The organism is Alkalihalobacillus pseudalcaliphilus (assembly GCF_028610675.1).
Lineage (GTDB): Bacteria > Bacillota > Bacilli > Bacillales > Bacillaceae_D > Alkalihalobacillus > Alkalihalobacillus pseudalcaliphilus.
This window is the reverse complement of sequence record NZ_JAQQWS010000018.1, coordinates 41,274-56,310: the sequence shown is the minus strand read 5'-3', so window position 1 is coordinate 56,310 and position 15,037 is coordinate 41,274. Positions and strand designations below refer to the sequence as shown.

At 39.2% G+C, this 15,037-nt stretch carries 17 protein-coding genes and 10 tRNA genes; 2 read left to right on the top strand and 25 right to left on the bottom strand.

Features of this window, described 5'->3' with window-relative positions; translation table 11 throughout:
• Window positions 1-2: 2 nt before the first annotated feature.
• The 11 genes from PQ479_RS20600 to PQ479_RS20550 form a co-directional block, all read right to left on the bottom strand.
• Window positions 3-76: transfer RNA gene (locus PQ479_RS20600), tRNA-Ile, on the bottom strand.
• Between the two features lie 44 nt (window positions 77-120).
• Window positions 121-194 (bottom strand) — tRNA-Gly (locus PQ479_RS20595).
• Window positions 195-210: 16 nt separating this feature from the next.
• Window positions 211-287 (bottom strand) — tRNA-Pro (locus tag PQ479_RS20590).
• Window positions 288-312: 25 nt separating this feature from the next.
• A tRNA-Leu gene (locus tag PQ479_RS20585) sits at window positions 313-397 on the bottom strand.
• Window positions 398-428: 31 nt separating this feature from the next.
• Window positions 429-510 (bottom strand) — tRNA-Leu (locus PQ479_RS20580).
• An 11-nt stretch (window positions 511-521) separates the two neighbouring features.
• A tRNA-Asp gene (locus PQ479_RS20575) sits at window positions 522-598 on the bottom strand.
• A gap of 9 nt (window positions 599-607) precedes the next feature.
• Window positions 608-683: transfer RNA gene (locus PQ479_RS20570), tRNA-Val, on the bottom strand.
• Between the two features lie 416 nt (window positions 684-1,099).
• A tRNA-Glu gene (locus tag PQ479_RS20565) sits at window positions 1,100-1,174 on the bottom strand.
• Window positions 1,175-1,184: 10 nt separating this feature from the next.
• A tRNA-Ser gene (locus PQ479_RS20560) sits at window positions 1,185-1,275 on the bottom strand.
• Window position 1,276: 1 nt separating this feature from the next.
• Window positions 1,277-1,351 (bottom strand) — tRNA-Asn (locus tag PQ479_RS20555).
• A gap of 118 nt (window positions 1,352-1,469) precedes the next feature.
• Window positions 1,470-1,931 (bottom strand): SprT family protein, encoded by a 462-nt coding sequence (locus PQ479_RS20550; RefSeq protein WP_047988232.1) that lies wholly within the window; start codon window positions 1,929-1,931, stop codon window positions 1,470-1,472.
• Window positions 1,932-2,122: 191 nt separating this feature from the next.
• Here PQ479_RS20550 and cmpA point away from each other — a divergent pair, with 191 nt between their 5' ends.
• The gene (gene cmpA, locus PQ479_RS20545) at window positions 2,123-2,263 is read left to right on the top strand and encodes a cortex morphogenetic protein CmpA (protein ID WP_273717189.1); all 141 of its coding nucleotides are present in this window, start codon (window positions 2,123-2,125) and stop codon (window positions 2,261-2,263) included.
• Between the two features lie 115 nt (window positions 2,264-2,378).
• On the opposite strand, the gene PQ479_RS20540 is transcribed toward cmpA, so the two are convergent.
• The 14 genes from PQ479_RS20540 to acpS form a co-directional block, all read right to left on the bottom strand.
• Window positions 2,379-4,559, bottom strand: coding sequence for a Tex family protein (locus PQ479_RS20540; RefSeq protein ID WP_047988231.1), 2,181 nt, complete (start codon window positions 4,557-4,559; stop codon window positions 2,379-2,381).
• Window positions 4,560-4,799: 240 nt separating this feature from the next.
• The gene (locus PQ479_RS20535) at window positions 4,800-5,399 is read right to left on the bottom strand and encodes a SpoIIE family protein phosphatase (protein ID WP_047988230.1); all 600 of its coding nucleotides are present in this window, start codon (window positions 5,397-5,399) and stop codon (window positions 4,800-4,802) included.
• Window positions 5,396-6,181, bottom strand: a complete 786-nt coding sequence (gene sigB, locus PQ479_RS20530) for an RNA polymerase sigma factor SigB (protein WP_047988229.1) — start codon at window positions 6,179-6,181, stop codon at window positions 5,396-5,398. The genes PQ479_RS20535 and sigB overlap by 4 nt, the downstream gene beginning before the upstream one ends.
• Window positions 6,141-6,632, bottom strand: a complete 492-nt coding sequence (gene rsbW / locus PQ479_RS20525) for an anti-sigma B factor RsbW (protein ID WP_047988228.1) — start codon at window positions 6,630-6,632, stop codon at window positions 6,141-6,143. Before rsbW ends, sigB begins: the two co-directional genes overlap by 41 nt.
• On the bottom strand, window positions 6,629-6,964 hold the full coding sequence (locus PQ479_RS20520) for an STAS domain-containing protein (RefSeq protein WP_047988227.1): 336 nt from the start codon (window positions 6,962-6,964) through the stop codon (window positions 6,629-6,631). Before PQ479_RS20520 ends, rsbW begins: the two co-directional genes overlap by 4 nt.
• Window positions 6,965-7,041: 77 nt before the next feature.
• A complete protein-coding gene (locus tag PQ479_RS20515; protein ID WP_047988226.1) occupies window positions 7,042-8,058 on the bottom strand; it encodes a PP2C family protein-serine/threonine phosphatase in 1,017 nt (338 codons plus the stop codon).
• Between the two features lie 13 nt (window positions 8,059-8,071).
• A complete protein-coding gene (locus PQ479_RS20510) occupies window positions 8,072-8,485 on the bottom strand; it encodes an anti-sigma regulatory factor (RefSeq protein ID WP_047988225.1) in 414 nt (137 codons plus the stop codon).
• 2 nt (window positions 8,486-8,487) lie between these two features.
• Window positions 8,488-8,844: an STAS domain-containing protein gene (locus tag PQ479_RS20505; protein ID WP_047988224.1), complete on the bottom strand. Its 357-nt coding sequence runs from the start codon at window positions 8,842-8,844 to the stop codon at window positions 8,488-8,490.
• A gap of 12 nt (window positions 8,845-8,856) precedes the next feature.
• A complete protein-coding gene (locus PQ479_RS20500) occupies window positions 8,857-9,675 on the bottom strand; it encodes an STAS domain-containing protein (protein WP_047988223.1) in 819 nt (272 codons plus the stop codon).
• Window positions 9,676-9,880: 205 nt separating this feature from the next.
• The gene (locus tag PQ479_RS20495; protein WP_047988222.1) at window positions 9,881-10,231 is read right to left on the bottom strand and encodes a type II toxin-antitoxin system PemK/MazF family toxin; all 351 of its coding nucleotides are present in this window, start codon (window positions 10,229-10,231) and stop codon (window positions 9,881-9,883) included.
• Window positions 10,232-10,234: 3 nt separating this feature from the next.
• Window positions 10,235-10,513, bottom strand: a complete 279-nt coding sequence (locus PQ479_RS20490; RefSeq protein ID WP_047988221.1) for a CopG family ribbon-helix-helix protein — start codon at window positions 10,511-10,513, stop codon at window positions 10,235-10,237.
• Between the two features lie 146 nt (window positions 10,514-10,659).
• Window positions 10,660-11,850, bottom strand: coding sequence for an alanine racemase (alr, locus tag PQ479_RS20485; RefSeq protein WP_047988220.1), 1,191 nt, complete (start codon window positions 11,848-11,850; stop codon window positions 10,660-10,662).
• A 191-nt stretch (window positions 11,851-12,041) separates the two neighbouring features.
• A complete protein-coding gene (locus tag PQ479_RS20480; RefSeq protein WP_273717188.1) occupies window positions 12,042-13,058 on the bottom strand; it encodes a LolA family protein in 1,017 nt (338 codons plus the stop codon).
• Window positions 13,059-13,158: 100 nt separating this feature from the next.
• Window positions 13,159-13,506: a holo-ACP synthase gene (gene acpS, locus PQ479_RS20475; RefSeq protein ID WP_047988219.1), complete on the bottom strand. Its 348-nt coding sequence runs from the start codon at window positions 13,504-13,506 to the stop codon at window positions 13,159-13,161.
• A 184-nt stretch (window positions 13,507-13,690) separates the two neighbouring features.
• On the opposite strand from acpS, the gene PQ479_RS20470 reads away from it, so the two are divergent.
• Window positions 13,691-14,449, top strand: coding sequence for a rhomboid family intramembrane serine protease (locus tag PQ479_RS20470; protein ID WP_047988218.1), 759 nt, complete (start codon window positions 13,691-13,693; stop codon window positions 14,447-14,449).
• Window positions 14,450-15,037 lie beyond the last annotated feature (588 nt).

Sequence of the window (15,037 nt, the reverse complement as noted above, 5' to 3'; positions counted from 1 at the left end):
GGTGGGCCTGAGTGGACTCGAACCACCGACCTCACGCTTATCAGGCGTGCGCTCTAACCAGCTGAGCTACAGGCCCACTTTAAGGCATAAAAAAAGCACTAACCATTACATATTCTTTTTTGGAGCGGGTGATGAGAATCGAACTCACGACATCAGCTTGGAAGGCTGAGGTTTTACCACTAAACTACACCCGCATATAAAAATCAAGAATGGTCGGGAAGACAGGATTTGAACCTGCGACCCCCTGGTCCCAAACCAGGTGCTCTACCAAGCTGAGCCACTTCCCGTTCTACTATTAAAGAAAACGCTAAGTGCGGTTGAGAAGACTCGAACTTCCACGGGATTTAACTCCCACTAGGCCCTCAACCTAGCGCGTCTGCCATTCCGCCACAACCGCGTATTTTTCGTAAAATGACAAAAGAACAAAGTGCGGGTGAAGGGACTTGAACCCCCACGTCATAAGACACTAGATCCTAAGTCTAGCGCGTCTGCCAATTCCGCCACACCCGCGAAAAATAAAATGGCGGTCCGGACGGGACTCGAACCCGCGACCTCCTGCGTGACAGGCAGGCATTCTAACCAACTGAACTACCGGACCATATTTAGATGGTGGAGGATGACGGGTTCGAACCGCCGACCCCCTGCTTGTAAGGCAGGTGCTCTCCCAGCTGAGCTAATCCTCCATTTTAACTGCGGATAAGCTTCGAATTTCTTCGTCTAGTTTGTGATTCTCTTTCAGTCACGTACGAGTGTACACTCCTTCTTTCGAACACTTCCTATCCTCGATCTTCTCGCTTCTCCTTGTTAACTGTCCTTAAGCTTCGAATTTCTTCGTCTAGTTCGTGATTCTCTTTCAGTCACGTACGAGTGTACGCTCCTTCTTTCGAACACTTCCTATCCTCGATCTTCTCGCTTCTCCTTGTTAACAATCCTTCAAACTTGAATTCCTTCGTATGATTCCATGTTCCTTTTTAAGTCACGTACTGCTGTACACTCTTTCTTCCGAACATTCCCTCACCTTGGACTACTTACTTTCGTTTGTCAGTATCGCTAAAAACTTTCGATTTCTTCTATTAGTATGTAGAAACTCAAGTTTTTTTGGTGACCCGTACGGGATTCGAACCCGTGTTACCGCCGTGAAAGGGCGGTGTCTTAACCGCTTGACCAACGGGCCACTTAAAAAATGGCGGAGAAGGAGGGATTTGAACCCTCGCGCCGCTTACACGACCTACACCCTTAGCAGGGGCGCCCCTTCAGCCACTTGGGTACTTCTCCATGGCTCCACAGGTAGGACTCGAACCTACGACCGATCGGTTAACAGCCGATAGCTCTACCACTGAGCTACTGTGGAATAACGACAAAGCTTTTTTAGTTTACCATAATTTAATGTAAAATTCAACATTATTTTATGTATGTAACAGTCGCTCTCGTTAGCGACTTCTATAATATATCACAGGCTTGTACTCCGATCAACTATTTTTTATAAACTTTTTTAATTTCCCACTACATTTCCCACATACATATTTTGATATGTTAATGCTTCTTTTTCTTTCATATAATTGCTGACAGTCCTGGCATATATATTTTAAAACCTTCGCACTCACATTATGTGTACCAGGAATGCTACGGCAGTATCTCGCTCCCCCAACTCGAGATAACATCTCCTTAAAATCCCGGTCCTTATGTTGATAGCCCCTGCCTTGAAGATGTAAATGATAGTGACATAATTCATGCTTAATAATCTTCTCAAATTCCTCTCGGCCAAAAGCCTCTAATTGTTTTGGGTTGAATTCAATATCATGTGAACGCAATAAATATCGCCCACCGGTCGTTCGTAATCTATGGTTAAACCTCGCTTCATGTTTAAAAACCAATCCGAAATGTCGTAAAGATATCCCCTCAACAAGTAGCTGCAATTCCTCCCGCTCCATAAATACCCCCATTACAAAAACCTCATGACATCCACCACTTAGATTTACATACTATACTCTTTTCTCATGTTCCTCAAAATCGACTAGTAGATAAATAAAACCAACAAACCTCAGAAAAAAATACATCAACATTGACAAACATCACTGCATATATTGAGTATATTAACACATTAAATAAGGAGCTGGCGATCATGCCCTCATGGTTAATCAATCAACTACAACGTGCCTACGCAGAGAAAAACGAACGGCAGATAAAAATCTTAAACCAATGTTGGTTTTACTATCAAGAAAAATCTAAGCAGCAACCAAATGAAAAAACCTCTTCTTCTTAGTTATCATAAGGTAAACCCAATAAAAAAAGTTCGATGACTAGAAAATAGTCACCGAGCTCTTTTTATAAAATTGCACAAGCATTTCTATTTACAATTCCTACAACTCAATTGTGCATTAACTTGTGGCCGCTTGTTGCTTAGGCTCCAACATTGTTAATGCTATTCTCCCTTTATGAGCATCAACACTATCAATCCAAACCGTCACAATCTCTCCTACAACGACAACCTCTAAAGGATGCTTCACAAAGCGATTCGTAAGCTTTGATATGTGAACGAGACCATCCTGTTTAACACCGATATCAATAAAAGCTCCAAAATCTACGACGTTCCGAACTGTTCCTTGAAGCTCCATACCCGGCTTCAAATCCTCCAACTGCATAACCCCTTGTTTTAATAGCGGTTTAGTAATATTATCACGAGGATCTCTGGACGGACGAACCAAACTATCGATTATGTCTTGTATGGTCGGTGCACCAAGTTCTAACTGACTTGCCACTCGGGAAACATCCACACTTTCCAATGCCACCTTGAGTTCCTCTGTACCGACAGCAGATAAATCTAAATTTAATTCCTTCAAAAGTTGCTTAGTCGCAAGGTAAGCCTCTGGGTGAATAGCCGTTTGGTCGAGCGGATTCTTAGCAGATGGAATGCGCAAGAAACCAATACACTGCTCATACGTCTTTGCACCTAACCTCGGGATTTTTTTCAATTGTGCACGACTACTAAATTTACCCGCCTCTTCCCTCTGCTTCACAATATTCGTCGCGACAGCGTTAGATAAGCCTGCCACATACTGGAGTAGCGATACAGAAGCCGTATTGACATTCACGCCAACCTGGTTAACAACCGTCTCCACGATAAAACTCAATGATTCAGTTAACTTTTTTTGTGATACATCATGCTGATATTGACCTACACCAACAGACTTTGGATCAATTTTGACAAGCTCAGCTAACGGATCCTGAATACGTCTAGCAATCGATACAGCACTTCTTTCCTCTACCTTCAAATCAGGAAATTCCACTCTACCTAACTCCGACGCAGAATAAACACTCGCACCCGCCTCGTTGACGATTAGATAATATATCGCTTCCGGTAAATCGGTAATAACATCGGCTATAAATTGCTCTGTCTCCCTAGAAGCCGTTCCATTTCCAATCGCAATCATATTTACCCCATGCTTGGCGATCATTTTTTTCACGACCTCTTTTGCCCGTTCCACTTCATTACGAGGCGGCGTTGGATAGATGACCGCAATATCAAGAACCTTACCCGTAGCGTCAACCACAGCCAATTTGCACCCTGTTCGGTAGGCAGGGTCTACCCCAAGAACTATCTTCTCTTTAATAGGGGGCTGTAAAAGTAACTGCTTTAGATTTTCTGCAAAAATATGAATAGCTTGATCTTCGGCTTTACTCGTTAATTCTTGACGGATTTCTCGCTCAATGGAAGGCTCAATTAATCGTTTGTACCCATCAGCAATCGCCTCAGTCAATACCCACTCCGCCACTGTTCGTTTCGTAATCATTTTCCGCTGAAGTAGCGACAAAACTCTTTCAACAGGCATGATAAGTTTAATACGTAATACCCCTTCACTTTCACCACGATTAAGGGCAAGGATACGGTGTGGGACAATACTACGAACAGGCTCTTCATACTCATAGTACATTTCAAAAACTTTCTTTTCATCTATCTCTTCATCCTTCACGACCGACTGAACCTTTCCTTCCTGCAAACCTAATAGTCGAATAGCCTTTCGGTAATCGGGATGATCCGAAATCCACTCTGAAATGATATCTTGAGCACCTTGAATAGCATCCGAAACCTCCGAAACCTCCTTTTCGGTATCCAGATACTTTTTAGCCTCTTCCTCTACATCTCCTGAGGTAGGCAAGGAAAATAACCAGTCAGCAAACGGCTCAAGCCCTTTCTCTTTTGCAACCGTTGCTTTCGTACGCCTCTTTTGTTTATAAGGACGATATAAATCTTCAACCTCTTGGAGCTTACTAGCAGCCTCAATCTTTTGTTGTAATTCAGTCGTTAATTTCCCCTGCTCATCAATTAAACGAACAACCTCTTCTTTCCTTGTTTGAAGTTGATTCATATAGTGCCATTTATCAACAATTTCTCTGATTTGAACTTCATCCATCTCACCCGTTAACTCTTTCCTATAACGTGCTATAAACGGAATTGTATTCCCCTCTTCAACAAGTTCAATTAAATTATGTACATATTTTTCCGACACAGCTTGTTCTTTTGCAATAATGCGTTTCATCTTTACATGTTTTTCACTCATATATACACCCCTACGCCAAGAAATGGATAATCTTATCATAGCATAATTTACTAGTAGATTATATCACCGTCTATGATTGTATGATTACCATAAACCCACTCCCAAGACCATGCCATCATAAAAGCACGGTCCAATAGCTGCTTAACAAAACTCACCAGCTTTATCTTCAAGCTTATCCATTGCATTCAGAAAATAAAAAATAAAAAATAAAAAATAAAAAACCTCCTATTTCCAGAAGGTTTAGTGTAACTTCCCTATTAATAACGTAACATCATCTTGTGCAAATGTAGCAGCTTCAAATATACTAGGTACTTCCTCTTTTACTTTTCCCATTTTCGTAATCTGATTTTTTTCTGGCGGCTTCTTAACCCCGTCAGAATAAAGCATAAAAGTCATTCCTTCTTCATAAGGAAAGCGTTCGAGATAAAATTTCTGCACACGTCCAGATAAATAACCTCTTGAAGGGATCGGTTGAATCACTTTGCCATCAGGATAATATAATACGAAGCTGATATTCCCAAAATTACTGTAATAAAGAGCTCTTTCCAAATAATCGATCTTTACTAACGATACAACAGCACCGCGATACCCATGGAGTTTCTCGTTACACGCAACCATAATATCATCCAACTTAAGGTCCTTTTGTTTCTCAACCTCTTTGACAACGATATCCGCTGATTCATGAGCACCTTCACCACTGCCTAGTCCGTCAACCACGGCACATATCATAAAATCCTTTTCTGTTAGTACCAAATGAGCGTCTCCGCAAAAATGCATATTGTTTTTTGATTGTTGCAAAGCCGCTATTTCTAAACGGCTATCTTCATAAAAGCTGATCATAATATCTCCGATGGTTCAATTCTAATTGACTCTCGTAATTTCTCAATCGCTCTTCGCTGTAATCTGGAAACATGCATTTGCGATATTTCTAAACGCTCCCCTGTCTCTTTCTGACTCAGGTTTTCATAATAAGTGTAATGCAAAATCTGTTTCTCTCGATCATTCAGAACTTCAAATGCTTTTTCTAATAGTAGTTTCTTATCCGTATTATCATAGCCCTCATCTTGATTACCGACCAGATCAAGAATCGTTACCTCTCCACCCTCTTGATCAGCTTCAAGCGAGCGGTTCACTGATAGTGCTTGATAGCTTTTCGTCATCTCCATCGTTTCTAAAACTTCTTCTTCCGTTACATCTAAATGGGAAGCAATTTCATGAACAAGGGGCGAACGCTGCAGAGCAGTCGTTAGCTCATCAACAGCTTTCTTAATTTTAGGTCCCAGCTCCTTGATCCTTCTAGGAACATGAACACTCCACGTCTTATCTCGAATAAATCTTTTAATTTCACCAACAATAGTCGGAACAGCAAAAGATTCAAAACTGCGGCCAAATTCATCATCATAACGCTTAATAGCCGCCAATAATCCGAGCATCCCTACCTGAAACAAGTCATCATCATACTCTTTACCCTTTGAAAACTTCCTGGCGAGTGAACGAACAAGTCCCTCATAGTGCTGAACAATTAATGTTTGTACATGCTCATCTCCATCAAGCTGGTACTTTTTTATCCAATCATAAACTTTATCCTTGTTCTGTTCGCGCTGATGAGAATCCATTGACATGTTGTTCCACCTCATCTCCTTGCATGAATTTAGTCATCATGACGACGACTCCTGATTCTTCATGAATCTCGACTTTATCCATCAAAGTATTGATAAGATATAATCCAAGCCCCCCCTCTTTCAATTGTTCAACAGGCTTTTTGGCATCTACAGGACCTAATTTCTCCCTCACACCATTAACATCAAAACTTTGACCTTTGTCTGATACGATAATCTCCAACTTCTCATTTTCGTATATTTGATAGGAAACATTCATCGTTCCCTCACCTTTATAAGCATGATTAACAACATTCGTACATGCCTCAGCTACAGCAATCTTCATATCCTCTATATCATCATAAGAGAAACCTAATCGATTCGCGATGCCAGAAAGCGTTAAACGAATAACGCCAATATATTCTGGCTTTGCAGGGACCTGCATCTCAATATGGTCGACTTGATGATTACTCATCTTGCTCCCTCCTTATTTTCAGGCACAATATCAATCACTTCATCCAAACCAGTTATTGAAAATAAGCGATACACGCGATCACTCAAACCGATTAACTTCAACTGACTATTCACCTGGTTAGTTGCCTTAAGTGCTCCAACAAAAACACCTAATCCCGTACTATCTATATAAGAAACCTCACTTAAATCAACTTCGACTTTGACCCCCGTTTTTTCAACAAGTGGGAATAACGTCTCTTTTAATTTTGGTGCTGTGTAAGCGTCTATCTCACCACTCACCTTTAAAAGCTCATAATTTGCCTCATTTTTCACATGATCTAATTCTAAATTCATTTAAATTACCCCCTCTTTAAAGAAACAAGTTTCTAATTAAAATACCTATAGCTTGAATTACCCCAAAGAGAAAACATTTAAACCTTCCTTTTTATGACAATTAAAGTGAAGTCGTCTCGAATATTAAAATCCTGTTCTTTTTCTAGATGGGAAAATAATCTCTCAACCATCTCTTGTGCGGGGTAGTCCATATATTGCCGCATCAATTCAATAAAACCATCTCGTTCAATGAATTCCTGTCCCACAAAAGATTCTGTAACCCCATCAGATAATAAGACAATAAAGTCACCTACATAAATAGGTTGTACATATTCCTTAAACTTATTAACCTTAGAAATACCTAACGCAAGTCCTTTAGCATACAAGTCTTCAAACGAGTTATCCTTTGCTCTATAAATAAAGCCCGGTTCATGTCCAGCACCAGCGTAAAGGAATTCATGGGATTGCGTATTATATTCTCCATACATCATCGTTATAAACATACTGTCATCGACATTTTGTTCAACAACATGATTTAAGCTTTCCAATAAAAATGCTGGCGTTGAACGCCTTTTTGGTAACCCGTCCATTGCATATTTAATCATAGACATACAAAGGGCTGCCGGTACCCCCTTTCCAATGATATCGGCAATTCCGACACCAAAGGTCTGATCCGCCCCTTGTACAAAATGGTAATAATCACCACTCATCCGCTTTGCAGGGACACTGACCACACCAATATCTAAACCTTCAATTGAGGGAACCGACTTCGGTAGCAGTGTTTGTTGCATACTGGCGGCCACCTCAATTTCTGACTCTAATTCTTGTTGTTTATGCTTTAAAATCTGATGCTCACGATATACAAGTCCATAACTCATCATCACTTCAAGTAATAAATCAAATGAATCTTGAACCTCATTTGGGATGGATGGGAACAACTCATCCAATACCGCTCGATGAATATCAATAAACTCTTCAGGCGATACTTGTTCTGCCAAAAGCATTTTACTAAATTGCTGCGCTTGATATAAACCTAATTCGCTTTTATTATCTAAAAATGTGTCAACTATCAATTTATATCTCTCTATAATATTGACTGACTGATTATCACTCACCCGCTACACTCTCCTACCGGAGCCATTTAATTGCAATAATTGTCGTACCTTCTCCAATGATGGATTCAATGTCAAATTCATCCATAAGTCTTCTAACTCCAGGGAGCCCTGCTCCAAGTCCGCTTGATGTGGAAAAGCCATCAACCATTACTTGTTTAATATCTGCAATCCCTGGTCCGGTGTCCTTTGAGATGATCTGAATTCCTTTTTTTACTCCTACTTTAAATGGCTTTTCTATAATATTAATATGAATTTGCCCTTCATCTGCATATAAATAGATATTTCTAGCTAATTCTGATATTGCAGTTGTAATTCGAGCCTGGTCAACTGTACCGAAACCAATCTCTTTAGAGAGTGTTCGACCTGCTTGCCTTGCAGCAACGATCCCCCACTCATTCTTCACTTCTACACAGGATTCGGTTTTCATTCTTATACCTCCAGTTCCTGTTGCAGTTTATCGAGGCCTTGTTCTAAGTCAAGAGCCGTCGGTACTTCCTCTAGCTTTATCCCCATATCAATTAATGTAATTGCAACGGAAGGCTGAATTCCTGTAAGAACAACCTTAGCTCCCATCATATTAGACATATCTACGACATCACCTAATACTTTGGCAATAAATGAATCGATCATATCCACGGACGTTAAGTCAATCACTACTCCCGTCGATTCTTCTTCATGAATTTTTTTTAATAAATCCTCCTGGAACTCTAAAGCCGTTGCATCATCTAATTCTACTTGAATACTTATTAATAAATATTGCTTTAGTTTTAAAATCGGTATTCTCATAATTCCATCCCCTTACACTTCACTTATTTGCTTATTTGTAATGGCAAGGGCTGTCTCCATCCCTTTTCGTAACGTACTCTTCGTAGGGAATCTCGCTAAATCAATTCCTAAGTTAACAATTGTTTGAGCAATTTCTGGTCTAATTCCCACTAGTATGCATTCAGCTCCAACGAGTCTTACCGCCTCTGAGGCTTGGATAATATGGTGAGCAACCATCGTATCCACAACAGGTACACCTGTTATATCTATTAATACAACTTTGGAACGATGCTTAATAATTCCATTTAATAAGTTCTCCATAATTAACTTGGCTCTCGCCGTGTCGATCGTTCCTACTAAAGGCATAACGGTAATTTCATCAAATACCGGAATGAGCGAGGCGGACAACTCTAGTAAAGAAACCTTTTGCATCTCAAAAACATTTTCCCATGATCCCGTATAATCATGAACTAGCTGATTAATAACACTGTCACACCACTCATCAATTTCAACAAACTTATCTACTAATAAGTTTACGTCCTTCTCTTCTTCCTTTAGTACATTTAGCATCACTCGTCTAAAAGCTTGTAGGCCTTTTGTAAAATAGACTAACGGCCAACCATTTTGTATATATTTATCTGTAAAATGACTTACTTTCTCTTTTGAGTTTTTATGGTTATGGTCAAGTGTTCTTAACAGGAATTCCATAAATTCATTATTCATACTTGCGTAACTGTCATCTGAGATCGATATGAAATATTGTTCTTGCTTCAGATTTTGTAATTCAACCTTCCATTTTTCTAAAATATTTTCCCTATTCCCCAATAAAGTTGAAACAATGCTTAATTCCATATTGCTCCTCCAGTCTATTAATACATACTTACATTATTTCACGAAATGTGTATCCTTGCAAAAATTCGTAGAATCTTTGCATGATTTTTGTTATAAATTCCGTATTTTCCCTATAACAACAAATATATCCCATACATTTGATACAAATTCTTAAACAAAAAACCCCGTTTCATTTAACGGAGTTTAGGTAATATAACGAACATAATTAAAAATCAATAAGACCTAAGCTAATTGTTAGCGCTTCGTTCACACGATTCATCATATCGTCATCTAAGTGAGTAATCTTATCCGTTAATCGCTGCTTATCTATTGTTCGAACCTGCTCTAATAAAATAACCGAATCACGGTCAAAACCATACCTTTTTGCACTAATCTCAACATGCGTAGGTAGCTTTGCTTTTTGAATTTGAGCGGTAATGGCCGCAACTATAACTGTTGGACTAAAACGATTACCAATATCATTCTGTATAACGAGTACCGGACGAACTCCACCTTGTTCAGAGCCGACAACTGGTGAAAGATCCGCAAAATAAACGTCGCCTCTTTTTACGATCAAGAGCTACACCCCACTCACTAAGCGATCAAGAGTGCTCTCAGCTTCCTCCTCAGCAAGAAAAGCTTCTGAAGCGATATGCAAGTTTATTTTAGCCATCTCCATATAACCTTGCTGCATCGTCTCTCGAATTTGGTGTTTTTTTCTTTCATGTAAATAGAGCTTTGTTGCTTGGGACATAAAATCACTATAATTTAAATCTTCCTGCTTCATAACACCATCCACCTCGTTTAACAAATGTTGTGGTAAATGAACGACAATTTCCTTCATTTTTTTCTCTGGCATAACATTCACCCCCGCCAATCAACAACAACGTAAAATCCAATAGAGTGTGCTTTTACACACGTATACACGTACATCTTATCCAAAATTAATCATACCATTGAAGCTATTGAAATGCAAAGCACTTTTGGCAAGTGTCAGAAAATTCGTTAAGAAATTTCGTCATATTTTGTTTTTATTTTTACACATTTTCCATTTTTCATGTAAACTCTTGGAATTCTATCTCCAGTGATACATGGAATTTCGTAATTAATCGTTTCTAAACGTTCTGCCACAACATCCATAGAGAGTTCTTTTGTATCACTAATTAGAATAACCTCTGTATCAATATCGTACTCACGTGGTAAACGAATCATGCATTGATCCATACAAATCCGTCCAACAAATGGAGCCTTCTCACCATTTACTAAAACAAAACCACCATTCGTACTATTTTTACGAATCCAACCATCTGCATAACCAATAGGTAAGGTACCGATCCATTCCGTTTCCTTTGTTGTGTACGTCGCTCCATAACTAATACTCTCGCCAGCTTCTAATCTTTTAACATGTGATAGCTTTGTTTTTAGAACAAATGCTTGTTGTAAAGGAAATGGCAGTTCTCCTTTAATATCTATCGATGGCGTTAAACCATACATCGAAATACCAAATCGGAACATATTGAACGTTTTATTCGGATACCTTAATCCTGTTGCACTATTCCCACAGTGTATGTGAGGTATATTCATGTTAAGTTCTTTGAGCCAACCGAGCATTTCCTCAAATCGATGGTATTGCTTCAAGAAATAATCAGGGTTCAAATCATCTGCAGTTGCAAAATGGGTAAACATTCCATCTAGCTCTACGGCATCTTCAGTTTTAAGTTCATTAATAATTTGTATAAGCTCATCCTTTGTACGTAACCCGATTCTACCCATACCCGTATCAACTTTAATATGAATCTTTAACGCTGGTAATTGTCGATCCAACACGTCTTTTGCTAGAACAATCCAATCACGTTGAAAAACAGTGACGGTAATACGTTCTTTTTGAGCTAACCTCGCATCAGTCGGGCGAATTCTTCCCATTACTAAGATCGGAACGTCAATTCCTGCCCGCCTTAATTCAAGAGCTTCGTCAAAAATCGCCACAGCCAATTGATTAGCTCCTGACTGAATAGCAGCACGAGCAACCTCAACGGCACCATGGCCATATCCATTCGCCTTAACAACAGCCATAATAGTCATATCTTTAAAATGATAAAATTCTTTTACTGCTTTGATATTGGCTTCAATTGCATCTAAATTAACTTCTACCCACGTATCACGATAAAATAGGGGACTCTCTTGTAATTCACTCACTAGTTATACACCATCCAACTTCTTAACTTATACATCTTTATTATTATGATTTTCTCGAAGAGCCTTGTCAATCATCTCCGTCGATATCCAAACATTGGTTATATTTAAGGGGAATTTCAGCAAGTATTCCTACAGAAAAAAGCCAATAAAGAGACCCAGCCTTATATCAGCTGAGTCTCTCTATCTATCATTTATTTTTCTTCGGACCCATAAACAGATTGAGCAATTTCAACCATCTCATCGTGTGTTAAGTCCATAGAGGCTAAAGTAAAATCTACGCCGTTATACGTCCACATTAAGGATTCCTCTGTCATGACACCCACAGTATAACCAAGGTCAACCGGCATACCTGTTTGAACATTCATCGAGAGCATCGCCGGAACCACTTCTGCTTGTTCTTGAATAAGTGTGTAGGATTTATCGCCCGCATATTTAATAATATAGCGCTCACCCATGTCTGATTGAACTTTTTCAGATAGTTCAACAGAAACACCCTCAGGCGTATAAAGAGGGTAATGAACCATCATTGGCTCCACTTCCACATCATTAACATCTAGGTCCTCATTTAATTTGGCGGTCGTCATATTACGATTCATATCGAAGGACCCTGGGTCAAAGCTTGGGTCTACTTCAAAGTTAGTGAAATCCAATTGAACAAGAACTTCTAAATCTGTGTTCATAATCTTTACGGTTACTGGTGATAAATCCTTTTTATTAAGTGTCACTTCCTGAGTATGCAAGTTTTTATTTTGATAGTTTGTATTAGTCGTAAAAATATAATGATCATCTGTTGCTGTAAAAGTACGCTCAGGATCTAATAATATATCATGTACTAATGACTCATATAAGTATACTTGGCTACTATTTTTTGGCCAGTCACTTTGAAACCTAAAGCTTTTGTTTAATGCTGGTGTTAAGACAAATACACCTTCATCATTTCTTAAAATAATTTGACTTTGATCCTTATTATCGTTATTTAATGCCACACGATAGTAATTTTCTGCTTCATGCCAAACTTCTACTTCATAAAGCTGTGGTTCTTTTCCTGTTTGTAAAGTCATCGTTGCTTTTGATTTGTATCCCGCCATTTCCGACATTTTACTTTCTAAATCTGTAATGATATCCTCTTGGGTTTTTTCTCCGCACCCAACGAGGATAACAGCCACTAACAGAACGAACATCATTAAACCACTTACTTTTTTCTTCATGCTTTCACCCCTTTGTCTCATTTGATGCCAAAGCAGAGAATAACCCCCACTCTCCCATCCGCACTACAACTATATGAGACAACCTCCGGGAATATGCAGACTAGCTTGACAAGCTTTCTATAATTACTTGAGAAATGGCATAGTTTTTACTGTGAGAAATAGATATATGTATACGCCCATTTACTTCTGCCGTGATATACGGCCTACCATTTCCATCATTTAAAACCTCAATATCATGCCAACCATATGATTGATTCGTCGCTTTGACAAAGGCCTCTTTTGCTGCAAAGCGCCCTGACAAATATTCAATTTTTCTTATAACAGACAATGTAAGATATTTATCTAACTCTTTTTTGGTTAAAATTCGCTCAGCAAAACGTGGCTGCTTTACCACGGCACTTTCTATACGTTGAAGCTCCACAATATCAATCCCCATACCTATAATCATCCTAATACCTCCTCCATCAATTCTCTCCACCTCTAATTTCTATGATAGCTACCTGAGGGTCAAGTGAAACTTCATTTTTAGATCTATTTTCTCCTATCTCTTCTTCTTTTAAAAATACATATCATAAGTGTTATTATATGATCATCTGTTATAATAATGACAGTGATAATCGAGGAGGACCACCATGTTTATTAGAAATGAAACTTTCCAAACGTACCGTAGCTCATATCCCATTATCACCGGAATTGTAGCTATTAATATCATTGTTTTTTTCTGGATTAATTTTCTACCAGGTGGTACGTGGATTTTACAAAATGGAATCGGCTTTAATTTAGCTGTTGCAGAAGGACAATATTGGCGCCTTCTCACCCCTGTTTTTATGCATCAAGGCTTCATGCATATTATATTTAACATGCTTTCTTTAATTTTGTTTGGTCCAGCCTTAGAAAAAATGCTAGGCAAAATGAAATTTATTCTCCTTTATTTAGGAGCGGGTATTTTAGCAAATGTAGCCACCTTCTTCATCGCAGGACTTGGGTATTATCCACACCTCGGTGCATCTGGTGCTATTTTCGGATTATTTGGTGCTTATTTTTACATTGTTTTATTAAGAAAAGATTTAATTGACCAACAGAATTCTCAAGTAATCATGATGATTTTATTGATTGGTCTTATCATGACATTTGTTAATCCAAATATTAATATTTATGCCCATATATTCGGTGCTATTGCAGGGGCATTGATTGTGCCGCCGCTTCTAATTGGAGCAAAGCCCTATTATACACCTGCACCTGTTCGAACCTATACAGACCCTAGTGAAGTGAGCTTTAACCCTAATCGTTGGCAGAAAAAATCCTTTTCTAATCGCAAACTCGGGAAAATCTTTTGGATTGTCTTAGGGATTCTAGTATTCCTCGGCGTCATAAGTCGCTTTCTGTTATAACATACCAAAAACCTCGTTCTGTTGCGGAACGAGGTTTTTGTGTGAAAGTTGGTGCGAACATAGTGCGCTTCTCGCCGCTACCGAAAATTATGCTCCGCGCCCTGCGGGGTGGCGCTGAGCTAACTGGCTACGCCAGTGGATCTCAGCCCGCCACTGCATCCCGCGGGAGTCTCCGCATATTTTCGTCCGCTGGGTACTGCTAATTCTCAAGTAATAAAACAATCTAACACCTTTCTTTTAAAACTAAACAGAACAAAATCAAATTGAATGAAGTTCCACCAGTTAAAGTGCCAAACTCTACTTTCATTTTTAGTGTTGGTGGAGCGGTTTTGGCTCCACCATGGCGGTTTTGTATGAGAGTTCAATGGATGATGCACTGAATCTCGTCAAGGTCACTTCCAGTATGACAGGTTACGACTAATCATTAAGCTCAAGATCTCATTGTGACATCATGCCCCTTGAGTAACTGACATGATTAGACCTTTTCGTGTAGTTACTCACCCTCTTCCTTCGAGTAACTGTCACGTTCAGCCTTTTTCGTGCAGTTACTCACCCTCTTCCTTCGAGTAACTGTCACGTTTAGCCTTT